General features: G+C 71.0%; 18 protein-coding genes. 4 read left to right on the top strand and 14 right to left on the bottom strand.

Features of this window, described 5'->3' with window-relative positions:
- Positions 1–73: 73 nt before the first annotated feature.
- Positions 74–589, top strand: coding sequence for a MarR family winged helix-turn-helix transcriptional regulator (locus tag ABD256_RS09800; protein ID WP_344415885.1), 516 nt, complete (start codon positions 74–76; stop codon positions 587–589).
- On the opposite strand, the gene ABD256_RS09795 is transcribed toward ABD256_RS09800, so the two are convergent.
- From ABD256_RS09795 to ABD256_RS09775, 5 genes are all read right to left on the bottom strand, one after another.
- Entirely contained in the window at positions 573–2,381 is a 1,809-nt protein-coding gene (locus tag ABD256_RS09795) for a glycosyl transferase (protein WP_425546418.1), read from the bottom strand. The genes ABD256_RS09800 and ABD256_RS09795 overlap by 17 nt on opposite strands.
- Before the next feature lie 53 nt (positions 2,382–2,434).
- Entirely contained in the window at positions 2,435–3,529 is a 1,095-nt protein-coding gene (locus ABD256_RS09790) for a serpin family protein (protein ID WP_344415883.1), read from the bottom strand.
- Positions 3,530–3,542: 13 nt separating this feature from the next.
- Complete coding sequence (locus ABD256_RS09785) at positions 3,543–3,755, bottom strand: hypothetical protein (protein WP_344415881.1); 213 nt, start codon at positions 3,753–3,755, stop codon at positions 3,543–3,545.
- Positions 3,756–3,826: 71 nt separating this feature from the next.
- Positions 3,827–5,101, bottom strand: a complete 1,275-nt coding sequence (locus tag ABD256_RS09780) for a deoxyguanosinetriphosphate triphosphohydrolase (RefSeq protein ID WP_344415879.1) — start codon at positions 5,099–5,101, stop codon at positions 3,827–3,829.
- Positions 5,102–5,117: 16 nt separating this feature from the next.
- Complete coding sequence (locus ABD256_RS09775; protein ID WP_344415877.1) at positions 5,118–5,771, bottom strand: YdcF family protein; 654 nt, start codon at positions 5,769–5,771, stop codon at positions 5,118–5,120.
- A 510-nt stretch (positions 5,772–6,281) separates the two neighbouring features.
- On the opposite strand from ABD256_RS09775, the gene ABD256_RS09770 reads away from it, so the two are divergent.
- The 3 genes from ABD256_RS09770 to ABD256_RS09760 all read left to right on the top strand — a co-directional run bounded on the left by ABD256_RS09770 (position 6,282) and on the right by ABD256_RS09760 (position 8,809).
- A complete protein-coding gene (locus tag ABD256_RS09770) occupies positions 6,282–6,878 on the top strand; it encodes a papain-like cysteine protease family protein (protein ID WP_425546417.1) in 597 nt (198 codons plus the stop codon).
- 5 nt (positions 6,879–6,883) lie between these two features.
- Positions 6,884–7,666, top strand: coding sequence for a hypothetical protein (locus ABD256_RS09765; RefSeq protein WP_344415875.1), 783 nt, complete (start codon positions 6,884–6,886; stop codon positions 7,664–7,666).
- Between the two features lie 84 nt (positions 7,667–7,750).
- Positions 7,751–8,809 (top strand): Lrp/AsnC family transcriptional regulator, encoded by a 1,059-nt coding sequence (locus tag ABD256_RS09760; protein WP_344415873.1) that lies wholly within the window; start codon positions 7,751–7,753, stop codon positions 8,807–8,809.
- Positions 8,810–8,828: 19 nt separating this feature from the next.
- Here ABD256_RS09760 and ABD256_RS09755 read toward each other — a convergent pair whose 3' ends face one another.
- The 9 genes from ABD256_RS09755 to ABD256_RS09715 all read right to left on the bottom strand — a co-directional run bounded on the left by ABD256_RS09755 (position 8,829) and on the right by ABD256_RS09715 (position 18,248).
- Positions 8,829–9,434 (bottom strand): response regulator transcription factor, encoded by a 606-nt coding sequence (locus ABD256_RS09755; RefSeq protein WP_344415871.1) that lies wholly within the window; start codon positions 9,432–9,434, stop codon positions 8,829–8,831.
- Positions 9,431–10,639 (bottom strand): sensor histidine kinase, encoded by a 1,209-nt coding sequence (locus ABD256_RS09750; RefSeq protein ID WP_344415869.1) that lies wholly within the window; start codon positions 10,637–10,639, stop codon positions 9,431–9,433. Before ABD256_RS09750 ends, ABD256_RS09755 begins: the two co-directional genes overlap by 4 nt.
- Positions 10,640–10,701: 62 nt before the next feature.
- Complete coding sequence (locus ABD256_RS09745; protein ID WP_344415867.1) at positions 10,702–11,442, bottom strand: ABC transporter permease; 741 nt, start codon at positions 11,440–11,442, stop codon at positions 10,702–10,704.
- The gene (locus ABD256_RS09740; protein WP_344415865.1) at positions 11,439–12,404 is read right to left on the bottom strand and encodes an ABC transporter ATP-binding protein; all 966 of its coding nucleotides are present in this window, start codon (positions 12,402–12,404) and stop codon (positions 11,439–11,441) included. Before ABD256_RS09740 ends, ABD256_RS09745 begins: the two co-directional genes overlap by 4 nt.
- Positions 12,405–12,539: 135 nt before the next feature.
- Positions 12,540–13,928 carry a glycine--tRNA ligase gene (locus ABD256_RS09735; protein ID WP_344415863.1) on the bottom strand — a complete coding sequence of 463 codons (1,389 nt, stop codon included), beginning with the start codon at positions 13,926–13,928 and terminating at the stop codon, positions 12,540–12,542.
- 184 nt (positions 13,929–14,112) lie between these two features.
- On the bottom strand, positions 14,113–14,823 hold the full coding sequence (locus ABD256_RS09730) for a class F sortase (protein WP_425546423.1): 711 nt from the start codon (positions 14,821–14,823) through the stop codon (positions 14,113–14,115).
- 103 nt (positions 14,824–14,926) lie between these two features.
- Complete coding sequence (locus tag ABD256_RS09725; RefSeq protein ID WP_344415859.1) at positions 14,927–16,027, bottom strand: hypothetical protein; 1,101 nt, start codon at positions 16,025–16,027, stop codon at positions 14,927–14,929.
- Between the two features lie 259 nt (positions 16,028–16,286).
- Entirely contained in the window at positions 16,287–16,970 is a 684-nt protein-coding gene (locus ABD256_RS09720; RefSeq protein ID WP_344415857.1) for a class F sortase, read from the bottom strand.
- 15 nt (positions 16,971–16,985) lie between these two features.
- Positions 16,986–18,248, bottom strand: a complete 1,263-nt coding sequence (locus tag ABD256_RS09715) for a hypothetical protein (protein WP_344415855.1) — start codon at positions 18,246–18,248, stop codon at positions 16,986–16,988.
- Positions 18,249–18,540: the final 292 nt, after the last annotated feature.

Here is an 18,540-nt window from a genome sequence, read left to right as displayed (position 1 = left end):
GCGTGGCACTATGTCCGAACCATCCGCTCGGGTGAACCCGCTGGAGGGCACGACGCTGGAGGGCACAACTGCAGTGACCGAGCAACACGAAGACGCGGTGACCGACAAGGAGACACGCACGATGCCAGGCGCCGGTGCCGCGCTCTTCCGGTTGGTGCGGTTCTGGACGCGCCGGTGGGCCCCCGTGGTCGCCAGCGGTATCAGGGGGCACGACGAGAACGTGCAGAACGTCTACGTCGTCGAAGCGATCGCGAGCGCCGGTGACGCGCGCAGCGAAGTGACCGTCGCCGACATCGCGCACCAGATCGGCATCGACCGGTCGGTGGCGAGCAGGATGATCGCGGTCGCGGTGGCCGCGGGCTATGTCCGCCGTGACACTTCCGGCAGCGACGCCCGGCGCGCCAACCTCGCGCTGACGCCGTCCGGCGAGCAGTTCCTCGCCGACTCGCACGCGTTCCAGCAGCGGACGTTCGAGTCGCTCGTGGCCCACTGGCCCGCCGACGACCGCCGCCGCTTCGCCGGCTACCTGCGCAGGCTCGCGAAGGAAGTCATCGACGAGCCGCAGCCCAGCTCTACGAGCCGCTCGTGAGGGCCCGCACGTCCCACACCCACACGCCGCCGATGAACTCCCCCGGCTTGTGCAGCAGGTCGTCGACGGTCTGCTTCAGCGGCACCTGGTGCTCGTCCGGCGGCAGCACCAGTACGTCCGCGCGCCAGTAGCGCAGGTCGCGCAACGCCTTCGCGCGCGTTCTGTCGTCGATCGAGGCCGCGGCACCGGTCTGGGTCACCTCGTCGAGCAGCCGCGAGGTGGACGTCGTGACGGCGCCGTAGCGGCCGCGCTTGTCGTCGGGGCCGTTGGGGCCGACGAAGTAGCCTTCGGCGAGCGGGAACCCGAGTCCGGCTTCCACCTGCCAGTGCAACGGCTTCGCGTTGCCGGGACTGGCCAGCGGCACCGTCACCACCGACTTGCCGTGACCGACGAACTGGCGCCAGGTGCCGTCGGCGAAGAAGGCCGGAGTGGCGGGCCGCGTGCCGCTTTCGAGCGGGGTCGGCGCGATCGGCAGCAGCACGGCCGCGAGCGCGCCGCACCACAGCAACCGCACCGGGACGTCCGCTTCGAGCGCGCCGAAACGCGGGCTGGCGCGCCAAACCCGGTCGGTCGCCATCGCGAGCAGGATGCCGATCGCGGGCACGCAGCCCATCGCGAACCGGGACTCCAGCACGGATTCGAGCAGCGGCAGCTCAGCCAACAGCTTCCACGGCAACGAGATCCCGGTGTCGGTGTGCGCCACCGTGAGCGTCACGCCGAGCGAGAGCAGCGCCATCACCGCCATCGCGATCGCGACCGCGCGGGCCAGCGCCACCCGCCACAGCCAGCCGCTGATGACGACCACCAGCACGATGAGCGGCCAGCCGAAGAACGCGTTCTCCTCGGTGTAGTTCAGCGCGACGTCCTGCGCGACGTTCGCGTCGCCCGCGATGGACTGGGTGGGGAACCGGGTGAAGGCCGCGGTGTCGTTGCCGACCGGGCCGTGTTCGAGCGAGCCGTAGCTCTGCGGCCCCGCGAACTGCCACCACAGCGGGAAAGCGGCGAGCGCGACCGACACCACGACCGCGACGCCGAGCCCGATCGCGGTGGGGCGCACCAGTTCCGGCACCTCGCGCGGGCGCGTCAGCGCGTAGGCGATCGCGAACACCACGAAGCTGAGCATGCAGATCAGCAGCGGCTCCTCGCCGAGGAAGATCTGGTATGCCAGCAAAAGGCCGAGTATCACGCCGTCGCGCACCGGGCGCTCGCTGCGCACCAGCTTCACCAGCCGCAGCACGATGAACGGCAGCACGAACAGCCCGACGAAGTTCGGATGCGCGTTGCCGTGCGAGATCAGCGGTGGCGCGAACCCGCAGAAGAGCCCGCCGGCCGCGGCCGCGAACCGGGACGTCACCAGGTGCCGCGAGAGGACCCAGTACCAGGCGGCCGCGGTGCCCGCGAGGCCGCCGGTGAGCGCGATCGCCCAGGTGACGGTCGGGCCGAAGAGCAGGGTGATCGGGGTCAGCGGCACGCCGACGCCGAGCATCGCCGTGTTCGCCATGAGGTTGACGCCGAGCGGGTAGTTCTGCAGGTCGCTGGCGAGCGGGTTTTCCAGGTGGGACACGGCCTTCGCGGTCACCGCGAAGAACCATTCCCACATGTTCTGGTCCTGCGCGCTGTTGACGAGGTACCCGGTGCCGAGGTTCAGCCACTGTCCGCTGTAGACGAACAGCGCGAAGAACACGAAGCCGGCCACGATCCCGGTGTCGGCGCGGGCCCACCGCCGCCCGCGCGGCTCGGCTGCCGGTTCGCCGTCGAGCACGGCGGTCAGCTCAGTCGGAAAGTCGCTCACGCCGGTTACACGTCACCGGAGGGTGAAAAGGATGCACGCACTTCGCGATTCCTTCACGGTTCGACGACACGGGCGAAGAAGTAGACCACACCGGTGGCCGCGTGCCGCACGAGAAGGAGGAACGGGCGGTCGACCGACACGCTGACCTCGTCGATCGGCATGGACGTGAGGCGCATCATAGCCGCGGTCGCCGCCGCGCCCTCGAAACCGCTCTCGTCGACGCGCAGCACGGACTGGTGCAGTACGTCGGAGACCACCAGCCTGGGATCGGGGCTGAGCCCGCTCAGATCGGCGCCGGGCCCGAACAGGGTGCGCACGCCCAAGTGCTGGAGCGCGCCGGTGAGATCGGCGCGGACGTCGAGGTCGAGCTTCGGCAGCGCGAGGTTGACCTGCCTCGGCCGGAGCCCGTCGAGCAGCGCGGCCAGCGCCTCCGCGTCGAGCGCGGCCTCCTGCCCGGCCAGCTCGCCGTCGGGCAGCAAGACGACCGCTTCGGCACCGCCGACCGCGGGCATCCCGACCACCTGCCAGCCGCCGTCGGCGTGGTAGGCGAGCCGCTCGGACTGGTGCATCGTCGGTACTTCGCGCACACCCGACGGCGCCGCGAACGCCGCGGGGCCGGTCGCGCCGTCGGAGAACGGGATGGCCCACGGGCACCGCAGGTAGAGCGCGTTCACGACGCTGGCCACGGTGTCGTCGCCGACGATCCCCGGCGGGAGCAGCTCCGGGATCAGGCCGCGGGTGGTCTCGGCGATGTCCGCGTTGATCACCTGCCGGGCGCGCTCCGGCTCGGTCACGAACGGCGCTTCGGCGACCCGGCCGCCTGGCCAGGTGGCGAGTTCCCCGGCATATCCCGGTTCGATCGGCAACTGGTCCCACACCCACAGGGTGTTGGCGACCGCGAGGACGGGCTCTTCGCGATCCGGCCTCGGTTCCAGCGTCGCGGCCTCGCGCAGGGGGCGCGCGTCGAAGTCGTCGCCGAGCAGGGCGAGCAGCTCGTCGGCCGCCTTGCCCCGCGCGGCGCGCGCGACGAGGCCGAGCGCGCTGGCCACCGAATACGGCGAGAAGCACGAGTCGGCCGCTCCGGTGGCGACCGCGCGGTGCAGCGCGAGGCTGAAGGTCAGGTGCGATGCGGCTGTTCCGTGGGACACACCCGCGACCGTACTACCCGCGGGGGTCCTTCAGGTGCGCACCGACTTCCGGCGGCGGGACCGGCCGTGCCGCCGCGCCGGACGGACCGGACGGACGGGGGCGGCGTGGTTCACGCACACCGGCCGCACCGCCGTGGCCCGGGTTGTCGCGCGGTCCCGCCCCGGCGGGAACGCGCCTGCGCAGGAGCCGGCGCACCAGCGCGCCGAGCAGGCGTTTCGGACTCATGCGCCCAGTGTGGCACCGTGCGCGGCCGTTTCCGCCGATTCCGCTCCCAGCGGAACCCGGCCGCGGCCCCTTCAGCCGTGCCGTCCGAGGTGCCACGAGTGCCAGGCGTGGGCCTGCGCGTCGGTGAGCGAAGCGACCTGGTCGACGACCACGCGCAGCCTCGCGTCATCACCGGCGGCGGCATCCCATGCGGTGCGGTAGGCCACGTCGAGCGACTCCGGGGCGCGGACGGCGAGCACGCGCACCAGCTCGGCGAGCACCTGGCGCTGTCCTTCCTGCATGGCGAGGCGGCGGGGGTCGCTCATCACGTACCGGACGGCGAGCGCCTTGAGCAGCGCCACCTCGGCCGCCACCTGCCCTGGCACCACGAGCCGCGCGGAGTACCTGGTCAGCGGACCCTCGCCGCACTCGTCCCTGGTCGCCGTCACCACCGCGGAGGCGAACCGGCCGACGAGCTCGCTGGTCAGCTGCTTGAGCGCGACCTGCGCGCCGAGCGAAGCGTCGTACCCGGTCTTCGCCAGCGCGGCCACCACGGGCAGCGCCGCCAGCTCGCGCGCCGCGTCCTCCACAGTGGACACCGACTGCGCGGAGAAGTGCTTGGTGGCCAGCTCCGCCACCGCGGCGCGCTCCTCGAAGTCGGCGAGGACGTGCAGCGAGATCCGGCCGGCGAGCACGCCGTCCTCCACGTCGTGCACCGAATAGGCCACGTCGTCGGCCCAGTCCATGATCTGCGCCTCGAGGCACGTCCGCCCGGCGGGCGCGCCGTCGCGCAGCCATTCGAAGGCGCCGGAATCGTCGGTGTAGGCGCCGAACTTCCGGCCGGGCCGCTCACCCCGCCGCCAGGGGTACTTCGTCGTCGCGTCGAGGCACGCCCTGGTCAGGTTCAGGCCCACCGCCGTGCCGTCGCCGGTGAGCGCCTTCGGCTCCAGCCTGGTGAGGATCCGCAGCGTCTGCGCGTTGCCCTCGAACCCGCCGCAGGGCTCGGCGACCTCGTCGAGCGCGTTCTCCCCGTTGTGCCCGAACGGCGGGTGCCCGATGTCGTGCGCGAGCCCCGCGGTGTCCACCAGGTCGGGGTCGGCGCCCAGCTCCTCGGCGATCCCCCTGCCGATCTGCGCGACCTCGAGCGAATGCGTCAGGCGCGTCCGCGGCGCACCGCTGATCTCGGTGCCCTCGCCAGGCCCGACGACCTGGGTCTTCCCGGCGAGCCGCCGCAACGCGGCGGAATGCAGGACACGGGCCCTGTCCCGTGCGAAGGCGCTCCGCCCGTCGGCGCGCGTGCCCGGCAACGCGGCGCCCTTGGCGGCCTCGGCGAGGCGGCGCCGCAGATCGTGCTCGGTGTAGGTCACCGGGCAAGCCTAGGACTCAGCCGACCGTGGTGCCGCCGATTTCGTCCGCGGGGCTCCTGGTGAGCAGGTAGAACAGCAGCGCACCGGTCTCACGGTAGATGTACATCGCCTGGCGTTCCCTGGTCTGCACCATGGGCCCGCTGTGCGTCGGCGAGCTCCGCGTGTCAAGCCCGGAGTCGTCGGCCATGGTGACCGCGCGCAGCGAATGCCACGGATCGCTGACGACCACCGCGCTGTGCCAGCCCCGCTTCTCCACCGCGGCGGCCACCGCGCGCAGGCTGCCCAGCGTGTCGCTGCCCTCGCCGACCACCATCGTCGACGCGCGGGGCACACCGGCCTCGCGGAGCCATTTCGCACCGGCGTCCGCCTCGGTGAACCGGTCGCCCGCCTTGTTGCCGCCCGTGGTGACGACGGTCTTGGCGACACCGGTTTCGTACAGCATCTTGGCGTGCAGCAACCGCGCCTGGAACACCTCGGACGGTTTGCCGTTGTACTGCGCGGCACCCAGCACGACGATCACGTCGGCGCTCGCCCGGTCGTCGACGCGGGCGACCTGCCACACGCGGAACGCGGTGCCGCCGATCACGAGCGCGAGGACCACGACCGTGCCGAACACGGCGCGGCGCACCCAGGTTGCCTTCGTGGGCCGGATCGGCGGGGGCGTGCTCATCGGGGTGATTCTCGCAGAGGCACGTCACCGGCACGGGAAGCGGGCGGCCACCCGCCCCGGGTCGCGGGGCGGCGCGGCGCACGAGGAATTGATCCGCCCGGCGGTGACCGGTGGCGCGCACCGATAAACGATTACTTCGACGACTGCTTCAAAGACCGCTCCAAACAACTACTTCAACAAAGCACGACAGCCAGCCGGTGCGCGGCGGAAATTCGCCGGAACCGGACCTACTCTCGCGTAAAGAGTGCGCCTCGACCTGTGCGAACGGCGAGAATTGCCAGTATCCGCCACGATGTCCCCCTCGACGCCGGGATCCGCCGAATCCCGTAACGCCGGATTCCGCCAACAACAACCGTGAAACAGAAAACCCTCCGTTGGTAGGTACCGGACCGGGTTCGTCGAGCGCATCCTTTTCACACCTCCGGCTCCCATTCATGGTCAGCGAAACGGAAACCATTCCTGGAATGGTCGGCCGGACTCCCCTCCCTGCTCACGTGAAGGAGTTTCGGTGTGAAGACCAAGATTCCCGTCCTGCGCGGACTGGCGGTGAGCTGCGCGGCCGTCACCGCACTGCTCGTCGCACAGGCCCCCGGCGAGGCGGCGCCATCGACCACCGCCGCCACTGACCTGGACATCACCATGCAGGCCCAGGAAAAGGACCAGTGGTGCTGGGACGCGAGCGGCAACACCATCGCCGACTTCTTCGGGCACACGCTGTCCCAGACCAGGTTCTGCCAGATCGCGCACAACGAGTCCGGCTCGGGCTGCTCGAACCAGCAGGGGTACCTCAGCGACCAGCAGCGCGTGTTCCGCTACCTCGGCTTCCGCAACGTCGGCAGCTACAACTCCAACGGCTACACGCTGAGCTACGCCGGGATCAAGCAGCAGATCGACGCGGGCCAGCCGATCGGCACCCGCATCGGCTGGCGCTCCGGCGGCGGCCACATGCACGTCCTCTACGGCTACGACAACTCCAACGGGGTGACGAAGGTCGAGTACGGCGACCCGTGGGGAAGCAACCGGCGCTACAACTCCATGAACTACAACTCCTACCGGTCCAACAACTCGTTCACCTGGACCCACAGCGTGTACGGAATCGAGGGATGAGCGCGATGAGGAAGCACCTGGTACGCGCGGCCTTGGTGTTCGGCGCGGGCGCTTCGCTGGCGCTCGGCCCCGGTGAGGCGTTCGCCGCCGAGGGCCCCGCCGGCGCCCCGACCGGCCACGACCTCGCGGTGCTCAGCGGCGTCGTCGGCGGCAAGGGCACCCTCGACCGGCTCGCCACGACCAAGTTCCCCGGTGCCGCGGCGGTCAGCGCCGAGGCGGCGGCCCGGACCGCGCAGGCCGACGTCACGAAGCCGGTCGGGGTGTACGAGCCGACCGCGGAGTTCATCGCGGGGAAGTCCGCGGTGCCCGCCGCGCTCTCCTACGTCGCGATGCCCGCGCGGACGGGCGACGGCTCGGTGGCCACGGTGTGGGCGCAGCGCGAAGCGGGCACCTGGTCGGTCTTCAACGTCGCATCGGGTGATGTCGAGAACCGGTTCGCCTCGGCCGCGGGCAAGGGCTACCTCGTGCACGAGCCGCAGGTCAACGCCTGGTACTCGGTGGAGGGCGGCACCGTCACCGTGCTCGACGGCTCGGTGACCGGGGTCGCGACCGGCACCAGGATGACCGTCGACGCCTACCGCGCGGCACTGCGCGACCGGTACGCCGACAAGCTGCCGGGCTCGGCGTACGACCGCTCCGGCGCGGGCGGCGGCTACAGCAAGGCGGTGGCCGCGAAGCCCGCCGCGGCGGAGCCGGAATCGTCGACGGTCTCGTTCGTGCTCGGCGGTGCGGCACTCGCACTGCTCGGGGCCGGTTCGGTCGTCGCGATCCGCGTCCGCCGGAACTGACCGGTGGCCGTGGTGCCGGGAGGTGCGGGCCCGGCACCACGGCCGCCGTTGCGGATGGCGGGGCCGCGGGCCAAAATGCGCGCCATGCCTCGCCATTCCGCGCCGGGTTCGGCCGCACCGGGCCACTCCCCGCCGGATTCCGCCGCGCTGAGCGAAGTCGACCTCGCCCTCGTCGAAGCCCTCCAGGTGGACCCGCGAGCGCCGTGGACCAGGATCGCCCTCGCCATCGGCATCGACGCCACCACCGCGGCCCGGCGGTGGGAACGGCTCCATTCCGCCGGGCTGGCCTGGCTGACCGCCTACACGACCACGCCGACCACCACCATCGGCTACGTCGACCTCGCCTGCCGCCCCGACCGGCTGCCCGCGCTGACCGAGGAGCTGTGCCGGTGGCCGTCGGTGTTCAGCGTCGAACGCACCACGGGCCGCTACCAGCTCTTCCTCGGCCTGACCGCGCACGACCTCACCGCGCTCGACGCGCTCGTCACCGGCCGCGTCGGCGAGCTGGCCGGGGTCGACTCGACCCGGCTCGCCATCGCCACCAAGGTCTACCGCGAAGGCAGCGGCTGGCTGGTGCGGGCGCTGGCGCCGGAACAGCGCGCCGCACTGGACGACACCGCCGCCCAGGCCCGCGCGCTCGTGCCGGGGCGCTGGAACGACGCCACCGTCGCGACGCTGCTGGAGGCGCTCAGCGTGGACGGGCGCCGCAGCTGCGCCGATCTCGCGCGGGACTGCGGGATGAGCGAGTCGGCCGTCCGCCGCGTGCTCGGCCGCATGCTCCGCAACCACGAACTGGACTTCCGGTGCGATCTCGCGAACGGCCTCGCGGGCTGGCCGGTGATCGCGACCTACCGGCTCGACGTGCCTGGCGACAAGCTCGACCGGATCGCGCGCGCACTGGCCACCCGGCCCGAAACCCGGCTGTGCGTCGCGGTGACCGGCGAGCACAACCTCATCCTGACGGCGTGGCTGCACGCGCCCGTCGAATGCGGTGGTTTCGAAGCGCAGCTCGCCACGGCGGCCCCCGAAGCGCGGGTGGTGGACCGGGTCGTCACGATCCGGATGCCGAAACGCATGGGGCGCCTGCTCGCGAGCAACGGGACCGCGGTCGGCCAGGTCCCGATCGTCCCCGCGCGCACCTGACGACGATTCCGCGAAGGGATCAGAGCCAGCCGCGTTCTTCGCTCAGGCGCACGGCTTCGGCCCTCGTGCGCGCGCCCGTCTTCCCGATCGCCGAGGACAGGTGGTTGCGCACGGTGCCCTCGGAGAGGAACAGCTTCTTCGCCACGTCGGCGACCGTGCTGCCGTCCTTGGCCGCTTCCAGCGCCTCGCGTTCGCGCGCGGTGAGCGGGCTCGACCCGGTGGCGAGCGACTCGGCCGCCAGCGCGGGGTCGACCACCCGGAGTCCACTGTGGACGCGGCGGACGGCGTCCACGAGCTGTTCCGGTGACGAGTCCTTCACCACGAACCCCGCCGCGCCGGCGGCCATCGCCCTCGACAGGTAACCGGGCCTGCCGAACGTGGTGCAGATGATCACCCGGCACGACGGCAGCGCCGCGGCCAGCTCCGCCGCCGCGGTCAGCCCGTCCTTGCCCGGCATCTGCACGTCGAGCAGCGCCACGTCCGGCACGGACTCCTTCGCCGCGGGCAGCACCTCGTCCCCGGAGCCGACCTGCGCGACGACCTCCACATCGGACTCCAGCCCGAGCACGGTCGCCAGCGCACCCCGCACCATCGCCTGGTCGTCCGCGAGCAGCACCCTGATCACGCGAAACCTCCCGCCGGCTCCACGCGCGCAGACGGCGCGGAGGCGGGCTCGGCGTCCAACGGCACCTCGGCGCGCACCACGAACCCGCCGCGCGGGCCCGCCGAGGCCGTCAGCGATCCGCCCACCCCGGTGAGCCGCTCGGTGAGCCCGTTCAACCCGTTCCCGCTCGGCACCGGCCCGGCCGCCTTCCCGTCGTCGGAGATCTCGACCCAGTTCCGCCCCAGCCGGATCTGCGCCCGCTTGGCACCAGAATGCCGGATCACGTTCGTCACGGCCTCGCGCACCACGTACCCGAACGGGCGTTGCAGGCTCGGCTCCACGTTGTCGACCGCGTGCGGGAGATCGGCGTCGATCTCGGCCGCCCGCAGCGCCGCGCGCGCCCCGACGATCTCCGCCGACAGCGAAACCTCGCGATAGTCCGAAACGGTGGCCCGCACGTCCGAAAGCGCGCTGCGGGAGAGGCCTTCGACCTCGCGCACCTCGGTGATCGCCTGCTGCACGTCACCGCCGCGTTCGAGGATCTTCCGCGCCAGGCCCGCCTTCACCGTGATCGTGGTGAGGCTGTGACCGAGCACGTCGTGCAGGTCCCTCGCCAGCCGCGCCCGTTCCTCGGCCACCGCCAGCGTGCTGATCTCGGCGTTCGCCATCTCCAGCCTGCGCACCGCCCTGACCAGCCGCGCCATGAAGAAGACGGCGGCCGTGATCGAGGTGACCGTGATGTAGTCGCTCAGCCGCTGGCCGAACTGCCCGTCGAGCCAGCTCACCGCGAAGATCACCAGCAGCGCGCCGCCGTCGAGGATCAGCCCCCACGCGGCGGGGAGCGTGAACACCACGACGAGCGAGGCGTAGAGCAGGATGTACGGCGATTCGGTCACGAGCACCAGCACGGACCCGATCGCCAGCATCGTGACCGGGTGCGCGAACATCAGCCACCGCGGTCCGGGCGATTGGACCGACGGGAACGTGACGTAGAGGGCCCCGTACCCGACGAGCAGGCCGCCGATGACGTAGTTGCTCGCCGTCACCGGCGGTTTCGCCAGCTCGATGAAGATCGGGATGTAGGCGGGGAGCAGGAACAGGCAGCCGACGATCACCCAGCGCAGCGGGTGGAAGCTGTGCCTCGCGCGGTCGACCGGCACATCGCCCCACCACGCTTCCTTGGTGTCGAGGCCGACCGACGGCCCGTCCTTTTCGCCCTGTGCCATCCGGAGCGATTCCTTCCTGCGGCCGTCCTCGCCCACCGCGTTCCTTCCCGCCCGCGCGCCGCTCAGACGCGTGCGCTGTCCTTACCGTAGCGGCGGACGACCGCCGCACCCAGCACCACGGTCCATCCCACGAGCACCACGGCCGCGGTCCCGAGGCTCACCGTCAGGTTCTGGGTGATCACGCCGCGCCCGATCTGGGTGAGCCAGTAGGTCGGCATCACCTGCGCCACGTCGTGCAGCCACGACGGCATCGCGTCGATCGGGATCCACAGCCCGCCGAGGAAACCCATCCCCATCATCACCAGCATGTTCACCGGCTGCATCGAGTCCGGGGTGCCGAACTGCGCCAGCAGCAGGCCGAGCAGGACGAACGGGATGCCGCCGATCCACAGCCCGAGCACGATCCTCAGCCAGCCCGCCGCGTCGAGGTGTACCCCTTCGACCAGCACGCCGATGAGCGGCACCACGATCAGCACCGGCAGCCCGACGGCCATCCCCGAGACCGTCTTCGCGGTGAGGTAGCCGGGTCCGGACAACGGGGTCAGGCGCAACTGCCGCTGCCAGCCCGAGGCCCGTTCGAACGCCAGCTTCGTCCCGCTGGACATCGCGGAGGCGAACACACCGAACGCGATCATGTTGACCATGACCACACCGACCACCGCGGGCCTCGACGGATCGTCTGCCTTGACGAAAACGTTTGCCTGCAACAAGAACATCAACACGGGGAAGGCCAGCGCGAAGATCACGAACCGCGGCTGGCGAAACGGGCGGCGGATCTCGGTCAGCAGGTAGGTCAGGCTCATCGCACGCCGTCCTCGGAGTCGTCGGTGTTCTCGGCGGTCAGGGAAAGGAAGGCGCCTTCGAGGCCGATCGCGGCGATCTCGATGTCGTGCGCGCCGGGAAATCCGGAAAGCAGGGCACGCAGGGTGGCATCGGAGTCGTTGCTGACGAGCGCGACCCGGTCGCCGCGCAGCTCGACCTCGGTGACGCCGGGCAGCCCGACGACCGCGCGCTCGGTCGCGCCCGGCACGACGGCTCGGACCGTCCGCCCCCCGACGAGCGCGCGGACCTGCGCCACCGTCCCGTCGGCGACGATGGACCCCGCCCGCATGAACACGACCCGGTCAGCGAACTCCTCGGCCTCGTCGAGGTAGTGCGTCGCGAACAGCACCGTGCGCCCCGATTCGGTGTACTCGCGCATCGACTTCCAGAACTCGCGCCGCGAGCCGACGTCCATCGCGGCGGTCGGCTCGTCGAGCACCAGCAGGTCCGGGTCGCACACCAGCGCGACGGCGAACCGCACCCGCTGCTTCTGCCCGCCGGAGAGCTTGGTGCTGCGGCGGGCCGCGAGGTCCTCGACGCCCGCGCGCCGAAGCGCTTCGGAAACCGGCATCGGCGCCCGGCTCAGCGACGCGATCATGCCGACCGTCTCCCCCACGGTCAGGTCCTCCAGCAGCGCGGCCCCCTGCAGCATCGCGCCGATGGCCCCCTGCGCCACCGCGTCGGCCGGGGTGCGCCCGAAGACCGTCACCGAACCGTGGTCCGGTTTCGTGAGCCCGAGCAGCATGTCCACGGTGGTCGACTTGCCCGCGCCGTTCGGGCCGAGCAGCGCCACCACCTCACCGGGGGCGATGGTCAGGTCGATCCCGTCGACGGCGCGCACGTCGCCGTAGTGCTTGCGCAGCCCGGCGAGCCGCACCGCGGCCCCCGCGGCCACCTCCCGGTCCGCGCCGGTGGCGGTCGAAGTAGAAGCTGTTTTGGTCATGCACCGAGCTTGCCGCCGTGGGCACCGGAGTTCGCAGGCCGCGCGTCACGACATCGGCATGACACCTGTCAGGGGTCTGCCATGACGAACGGCCCGCCACCGGTGAGAGGTGACGGGCCGTTCGCGGCGGGACGCTCAGCAGCCGATGAGCCGACCGGCCAAATAGGACTCGAGCTTGTCGATCGCGACGCGCTCCTGCGCCATCGTGTCGCGCTCGCGCACGGTCACCGCGTGGTCTTCGAGCGAGTCGAAGTCCACCGTGACGCAGAACGGGGTACCGACCTCCTCCTGGCGGCGGTACCGCTTGCCGATCGACCCCGCGTCGTCGAAGTCGATGCTCCAGTGGCGGCGCAGCTTGGCGGCGACGTCCTTCGCCTTCGGCGTGAGATCGGCGTTGCGGGACAACGGAAGGACGGCCACCTTGTACGGCGCGAGGCGGTAGTCCAGCTTCAGCACGACGCGCTTGTCCACGCCGCCCTTGGCGTTGGCGACCTCGTCCTCGTGGTAGGCGTCGACGAGGAAGGCCATCATCGAACGGCCGACCCCCGCGGCGGGCTCGATGACGAACGGCCGGAACCGCTGCTTGGTCGCCTGGTCGAAGAACGACAGGTCGACGCCGGAGTGGTTCGAATGCGTGGTGAGGTCGAAGTCGGTGCGGTTCGCGATGCCTTCGAGCTCACCCCATTCCTGCCCGGCGTTGAACGCGAACCGGTACTCGATGTCGACGGTGCGCTTCGCGTAGTGCGAGAGCTTTTCCTTCGGGTGCTCGAAGTGGCGCAGGTTCTCGGACCTGATGCCGAGGTCGGTGTACCACTCGGTGCGCGTGTCGATCCAGTACTGGTGCCAGGTCTCGTCCTCGCCGGGCTCGACGAAGAACTCCATCTCCATCTGCTCGAACTCGCGGGTCCGGAAGATGAAGTTGCCCGGCGTGATCTCGTTGCGGAACGACTTGCCGACCTGGCCGATGCCGAACGGCGGCTTCTTGCGCGAGGTCGTCTGCACGTTGAGGAAGTTGACGAAGATGCCCTGCGCGGTCTCCGGGCGGAGGTAGGCGAGGCCCTCGGCCGACTCGACCGGGCCGAGGTAGGTCTTCAGCATCATGTTGAAGTCCTTCGGCGCGGTGTACTCGCCGCGGGTGCCGCAGTTCGGGCACGGCACCTCGGACAGGTCGTCCTCGAGCACCTTCTTGCCGGTGCGCTCGGAGAACTCCTCGGCGAGCTGGTCCGCGCGGAACCGCCGGTGGCACGAAAGGCATTCCACCAGCGGGTCGTTGAACACGTTGACGTGCCCGGAGGCTTCCCACACCTGGCGCGGCAGGATCACCGAGGAGTCGAGCCCGACGACGTCGTCGCGGCCCTGCACCATGGTCTTCCACCACTGGCGCTTGATGTTCTCCTTGAGCTCGACACCGAGCGGACCGTAGTCCCACGCCGAACGGGTACCGCCGTAGATCTCTCCGCAAGGGAAGACGAAACCACGACGCTTGCAGAGACTGACCACAGTCTCGATGGTGTTGGCTGGCACCCACGCTCTCCAGACATGCGGGAACGGTTATCTGACTCGGTGTGCCAGCGTATCCGGCCGTTCCCGCCTCGCTGGCAACGGGTTGACCTCAGGTTTACCGGGGAGACCGAAAGCAAGCCCCCGAGGACGGCAACCCGACCTGCGCGGATCGCTCACTTCCGGCCGGTTCGGTATTCACTGGCACCTACGGGCGGGACACCAGATCGGCTGTCACGATCCGGTTGTCCTGGTAACCCTCTGTGCCACCAACGTATTCCCCGCCGCACGTGACGAGCACGAGCCGGTGCGGCCCCTCCTGTCCGAAGAGCGTCTGCGCGCGGTCGGCGAGAGCGTCCTTGTGCACGGTGACGACCTCGCGGACGCGGTACACCCAGTGCCCGCCCGCGGTGTCCGCGACGGTGACCTCCTGGCCGTTCTTCATCCCCCAGAGCTCGTTGAACGGGCCCTTCTTGCCCTTCCAGTTCACGTGCCCCGACAACAGCGCGGCACCCTGGGCGTCCCCGAGCTTCGCGCCCCACCAGGTCGCGTCGTCGAGCCCTTCGGGGATCGGCAGCGTGCCGTCCGCGGTGATCTCCTTGCGCACCAGCTTCGCGGTACCACCGGACGGGAGCCGGACCGTGCCCGGTTCCTGCCCTGGCGATGCCTGCTGCTCACCGGCGGCGGGCACCCCGGCCGCCTGGCTGGTCTCCCCCGCGGCGGCACCGGGCGCCGGCGGCGCGCTGGCCGCGGGCTGAGGATCACCACCGCCGAAGGCGACCAGCACGACGACGAGCGCCGCCACGACCACCGCGGCCGCGCCCGACACCAGCCAGGCGATCTTGGCCCGTGCTCCCCGGCGCGCCACCGGTGCCGGGCGCTCCGCTGAAAACCGGGGCTCCCCTTCGACGCTTTCCACCATGTTCTCCGCTGCTCCTTCGCTGTCCGTCCACCCGCCGCCCGGACCGGCCGGCACCCCTTACATGCGGCGCCTGCCGGTCCGGGTTGCAGCGGATCTCCGGCTAGCCCCGGACCCGGCGGCGGTAGAGCGCCGTCCCGGCACCGGCACCGGCGAGGAGCACCGCACCGATCCCGATCGCGGCGGCGGGCGACGAGCCTCCGGCACCGGCCGCCTGGGCGGGGTCATCCCCTGCCGGGATCTTCACCGGCACCGCGGGCTGGCTCGACGTGCCCGGCGCACCACTGGGGGCCGTCGTGCTCGGCACCGGCTTCGCGACGAAGTCCTTCGGGACGCCGCAGGCGACCAGGCCGAACTGGAAGTTCGTGATACCAAGGGATTCACCGCGCTTGCCGTTCTCGTCAACGGGGAAGTCCTCGACCTCGACGAGCCATCCGGCGACGGCGCCCGAAGCCTTGCCCTCGGTCCCTTCCTCGGCGAGCTTCGGCGCGACCCGTGCCTTGATCGACTCCGGGGTCAGCACGGCGTTCGCGGTGACCCGGGTGATCTTGACGTCGGTGGCCCATTTCGTCGCCGCCGCGTCGAGATGGGTCGGCTTGCCCAGCTTCACGTCCTTGACGACCACCGGCTCGTCGCCCTTCGGCACGTCGACCTTCTTCTCCACGCCTTCCGCCGTCGAGGCGTCCTTGACCCAGATCTCGCCCGCCGTGGCGGTGCCCGCGACCTTGTCGGGCGCGGGGCAGTCCGCACCGGTGGCGAGGCCGCTGAAGTACAGGCCCCAGTGGTGCGCGCTCTTGTCGTCGGCGGGGCGCAGCCAGAAATCGCCCTTCACGGCGGCGGACGGGACGTTCGTCTCGGCGATGCCCGCGGTCAGCGAATAGAGGTTGGCCTTGAGGCCATCGGGCAGCTCCGGGTTTCCCTCTTCAAAGGAACTGGCGTGCGCGGAGAAGCGCTCCGCGCCCTTTTCCGGCACGGTGAGCCGGTCCTGCTCGTCCTTCACGGTGCCCGCCTTGCCCGCGGCCACGACCACCTCGCTGCCCAGCGGCTCCTTGAACTCCACCCCGCTCGCGATGATCCCCGCGCCGAAGGCCACCGGCCCGTCCTTCGGGAGCGGCGTGTCCGCCGCCGACGCCGTTCCCGGCGCGGCGGCCATACACGCGGCCGCCGCGAGGCAGGCCGCCAGCCTTGACTTCGGAAAGCTCATGTCACCCTCGTTTTCCCCGCCGGGCCCACGGGCCCGGACCTCCACTGGACACGAACGGGCCCCCAGTACCGCTCCCGGCTGAGGTCCCCAAAAAAAGCCACGGCTACCCGCACGTGGACGGTGTCAACGTGCCACAGCTCCAGGCACCGTGACAGGGCGTGCACGCATTGGAGACCGGAGTCACGTTAATCGCACACACAATGGGAAGAAATACGCAGCGGGGCACGAAAATCGGTGACGCACCGGCGCGAAACCGCGCTCAGTGGTGCGCTACGAGCTGGGCGGTGACGATGCGGTTGTCGCGATACCCCTCGGTACCGCCGAGGTAGTCACCGCCGCACGTGACGAGCACGAGGCGCGGCGGGCCGCCCTGGTCGAACAGCCGCGGCGCCTGCGACGGGAGCGCGTCCTTGTGCACCGTCACGATGTCGGAAACGCGGTACACCCAGGTACCGCCCCCGGTGTCCACAACCGTCACGTCCTGGCCGGGTTTCGCGCGCCACAGCTCGTCGAACGGGCCTTTCACCCCGGCCCAGTTGACGTGCCCGGAAAGCAGCGAGACCCCGGCCGGCGCGCCGACCTTCGCGCCCCACCAGCTCGCCTGGTCCAACCCCTTCGGAATGGGCAGTGTGCGGTCGCGCGTAAGTTCCTTGCGCACCAGCGTCGCGGTGCCGCCCTCGGGCAGCCGCACCGTGCCCGGCCGCTGCCCCGGCAACGCGTCGATGACCGCGTTGTCCGGCGGAAGCTCCACTTCGGACGGTGGCGCCGGGGGTGCGGCGACCGCCCTCGGCCGCTCGTCACCGCCACCCGTGGTCAGCACGAGCGCACCCGTGATCACCGCCGCGACGGCGAGCGCGCCGAGCGCGGCCGCCGTCCACCGCCGCCAATTCGGCAACGGCGCGGCGGCCGGCCCTGGTGCCTGCTCGTCGACCTCGTCGTCCATGCCTGGCCGGGCGCGTTACTCCGTCACGCGGGCTTCGGCGACCGCCTTGCGCCTGCGCCCGACGACCAGCGCGGCGGCACCGAGCACGGCTCCCCCGCCGAGAAGGCCGATGCCGAGCGGCAGCGAACCCGAGGTGCTTTCCGGCTGCGCCACGACCGCGTCGGCCGTGGTGTACCCGGCCGGGATCTTCTCCGGCACGCCGCCGCCACCGGCACTGCCCGGCGCGACCGGGGAGAACCCGTTCGGCAGCGAGCAGCTCACGCCGCCGAGCACGATGTCGGTCTTCACGTCGTACTTCTTGGGCTCCTCGGCCACCGCCGGCTGCGCCGACGGGGTCGCGGCGGTCTCGCCGTTCTCCTGACCGGCGCCCGGCTCCGTGGTCGCGGTGCCGTTCCGCGTTCCGGGCTGCGCGCTTCCGGTGGCCGGAGTGCGCTGTCCCTCCTGCGGCGCCGGGGGCTTGACGACCACGTGGGTCACGATCCGCACGTGCCAGCCCGCGACGGCGGTCGTGTCGCCCGAGCGCCATTCCTTCTGCCGCAGGAGCTGGTCGAACTTGGTGACCGGGTTGATCACGACGTCGGAGGTGGTCTTGGCCATGTCCGGGACGTCGGCGTGCTCGCGGTGCTCCACGATCGCGGGGCCGAGCTTGAGGCCCTTCTTGCTGATCTCGCCACCACCCGCGGGCAGGTCGACCGGGGCCAGCGCGTCCTTGTCGTCGCGGATCCACAGCTTCGACGCCGTGGTCGCGGCGGTCGCGGCGGTGTTGGACGGGCACTCGACCGCGGACTTGGCGCCCTGGAAGGCGAGCACGGTCTGGTTCAGCGGGGTGCCGCCGCGGGTGAAGTCCTGGAAGGCGTAGTTCGACTCCGCCGACGCGGTGGGCACGGTGGTGTCCCGCAGCGTGGCGATCACCGCGTGGTCCTTGCTGGCGACGCCCTCGGGGTACGGGCTGGCCGCCGCGTCGAACCTGCCGAAGGTCACCGAGTAGTTCGAGCCCATCGACTCGCGCTCGCCGTCGGTGTTGGGCACGGCCTTGCGCTGGTCCTGCGCGAGCTGCGAGCTGCCGGGGCGGGACGGGGACTTCTGCGTCTCGCTCACCACGGTGCCACCACCGGACTGCCCCGCGGGGCCGACCTCGACGGCGGCGATGTTCGCGTACGAAACGGGGCCGGTCTTGTCATCGACGGTCGTGGCGCCCTGCGCTCCGGCCACCCCCGGGGCGGCTGCGAGTGCGAACACCGCCGTGCCCGCGGCCACCTTCGTCACGAAACGGCTCATGTTTCCTCAGCTTCCACTGGTCAGCTTCCACTAGCGCGCCACGGCCAGCACGATGACCCGGCCGTCGAATCGAGGGTCAGGTTACTGGAGAACCGGACGAACACACCGAGCCCACCTTGCCCTGTTCGCCACCGGGTCGGGCCCGATCACGAAAAATGCTCACAAAGTCACTCGAACGGAGTAATGCATTCCTCATCGACCTGCCGCTGTGCGTCCCGGCCCGCCGCCGCTTGTCGACGGTGACAACCATGTGCGACGCGCCAGTAGGATGGCGGGACACCCCTGACGAAGG

Source organism: Amycolatopsis minnesotensis, from assembly GCF_039529815.1.
GTDB classification, from domain to species: Bacteria; Actinomycetota; Actinomycetes; order Mycobacteriales; family Pseudonocardiaceae; genus Amycolatopsis; species Amycolatopsis minnesotensis.
The sequence above is the reverse complement of the archived record's forward strand: the minus strand, read 5'-3'. Positions and strand labels throughout refer to the sequence as shown.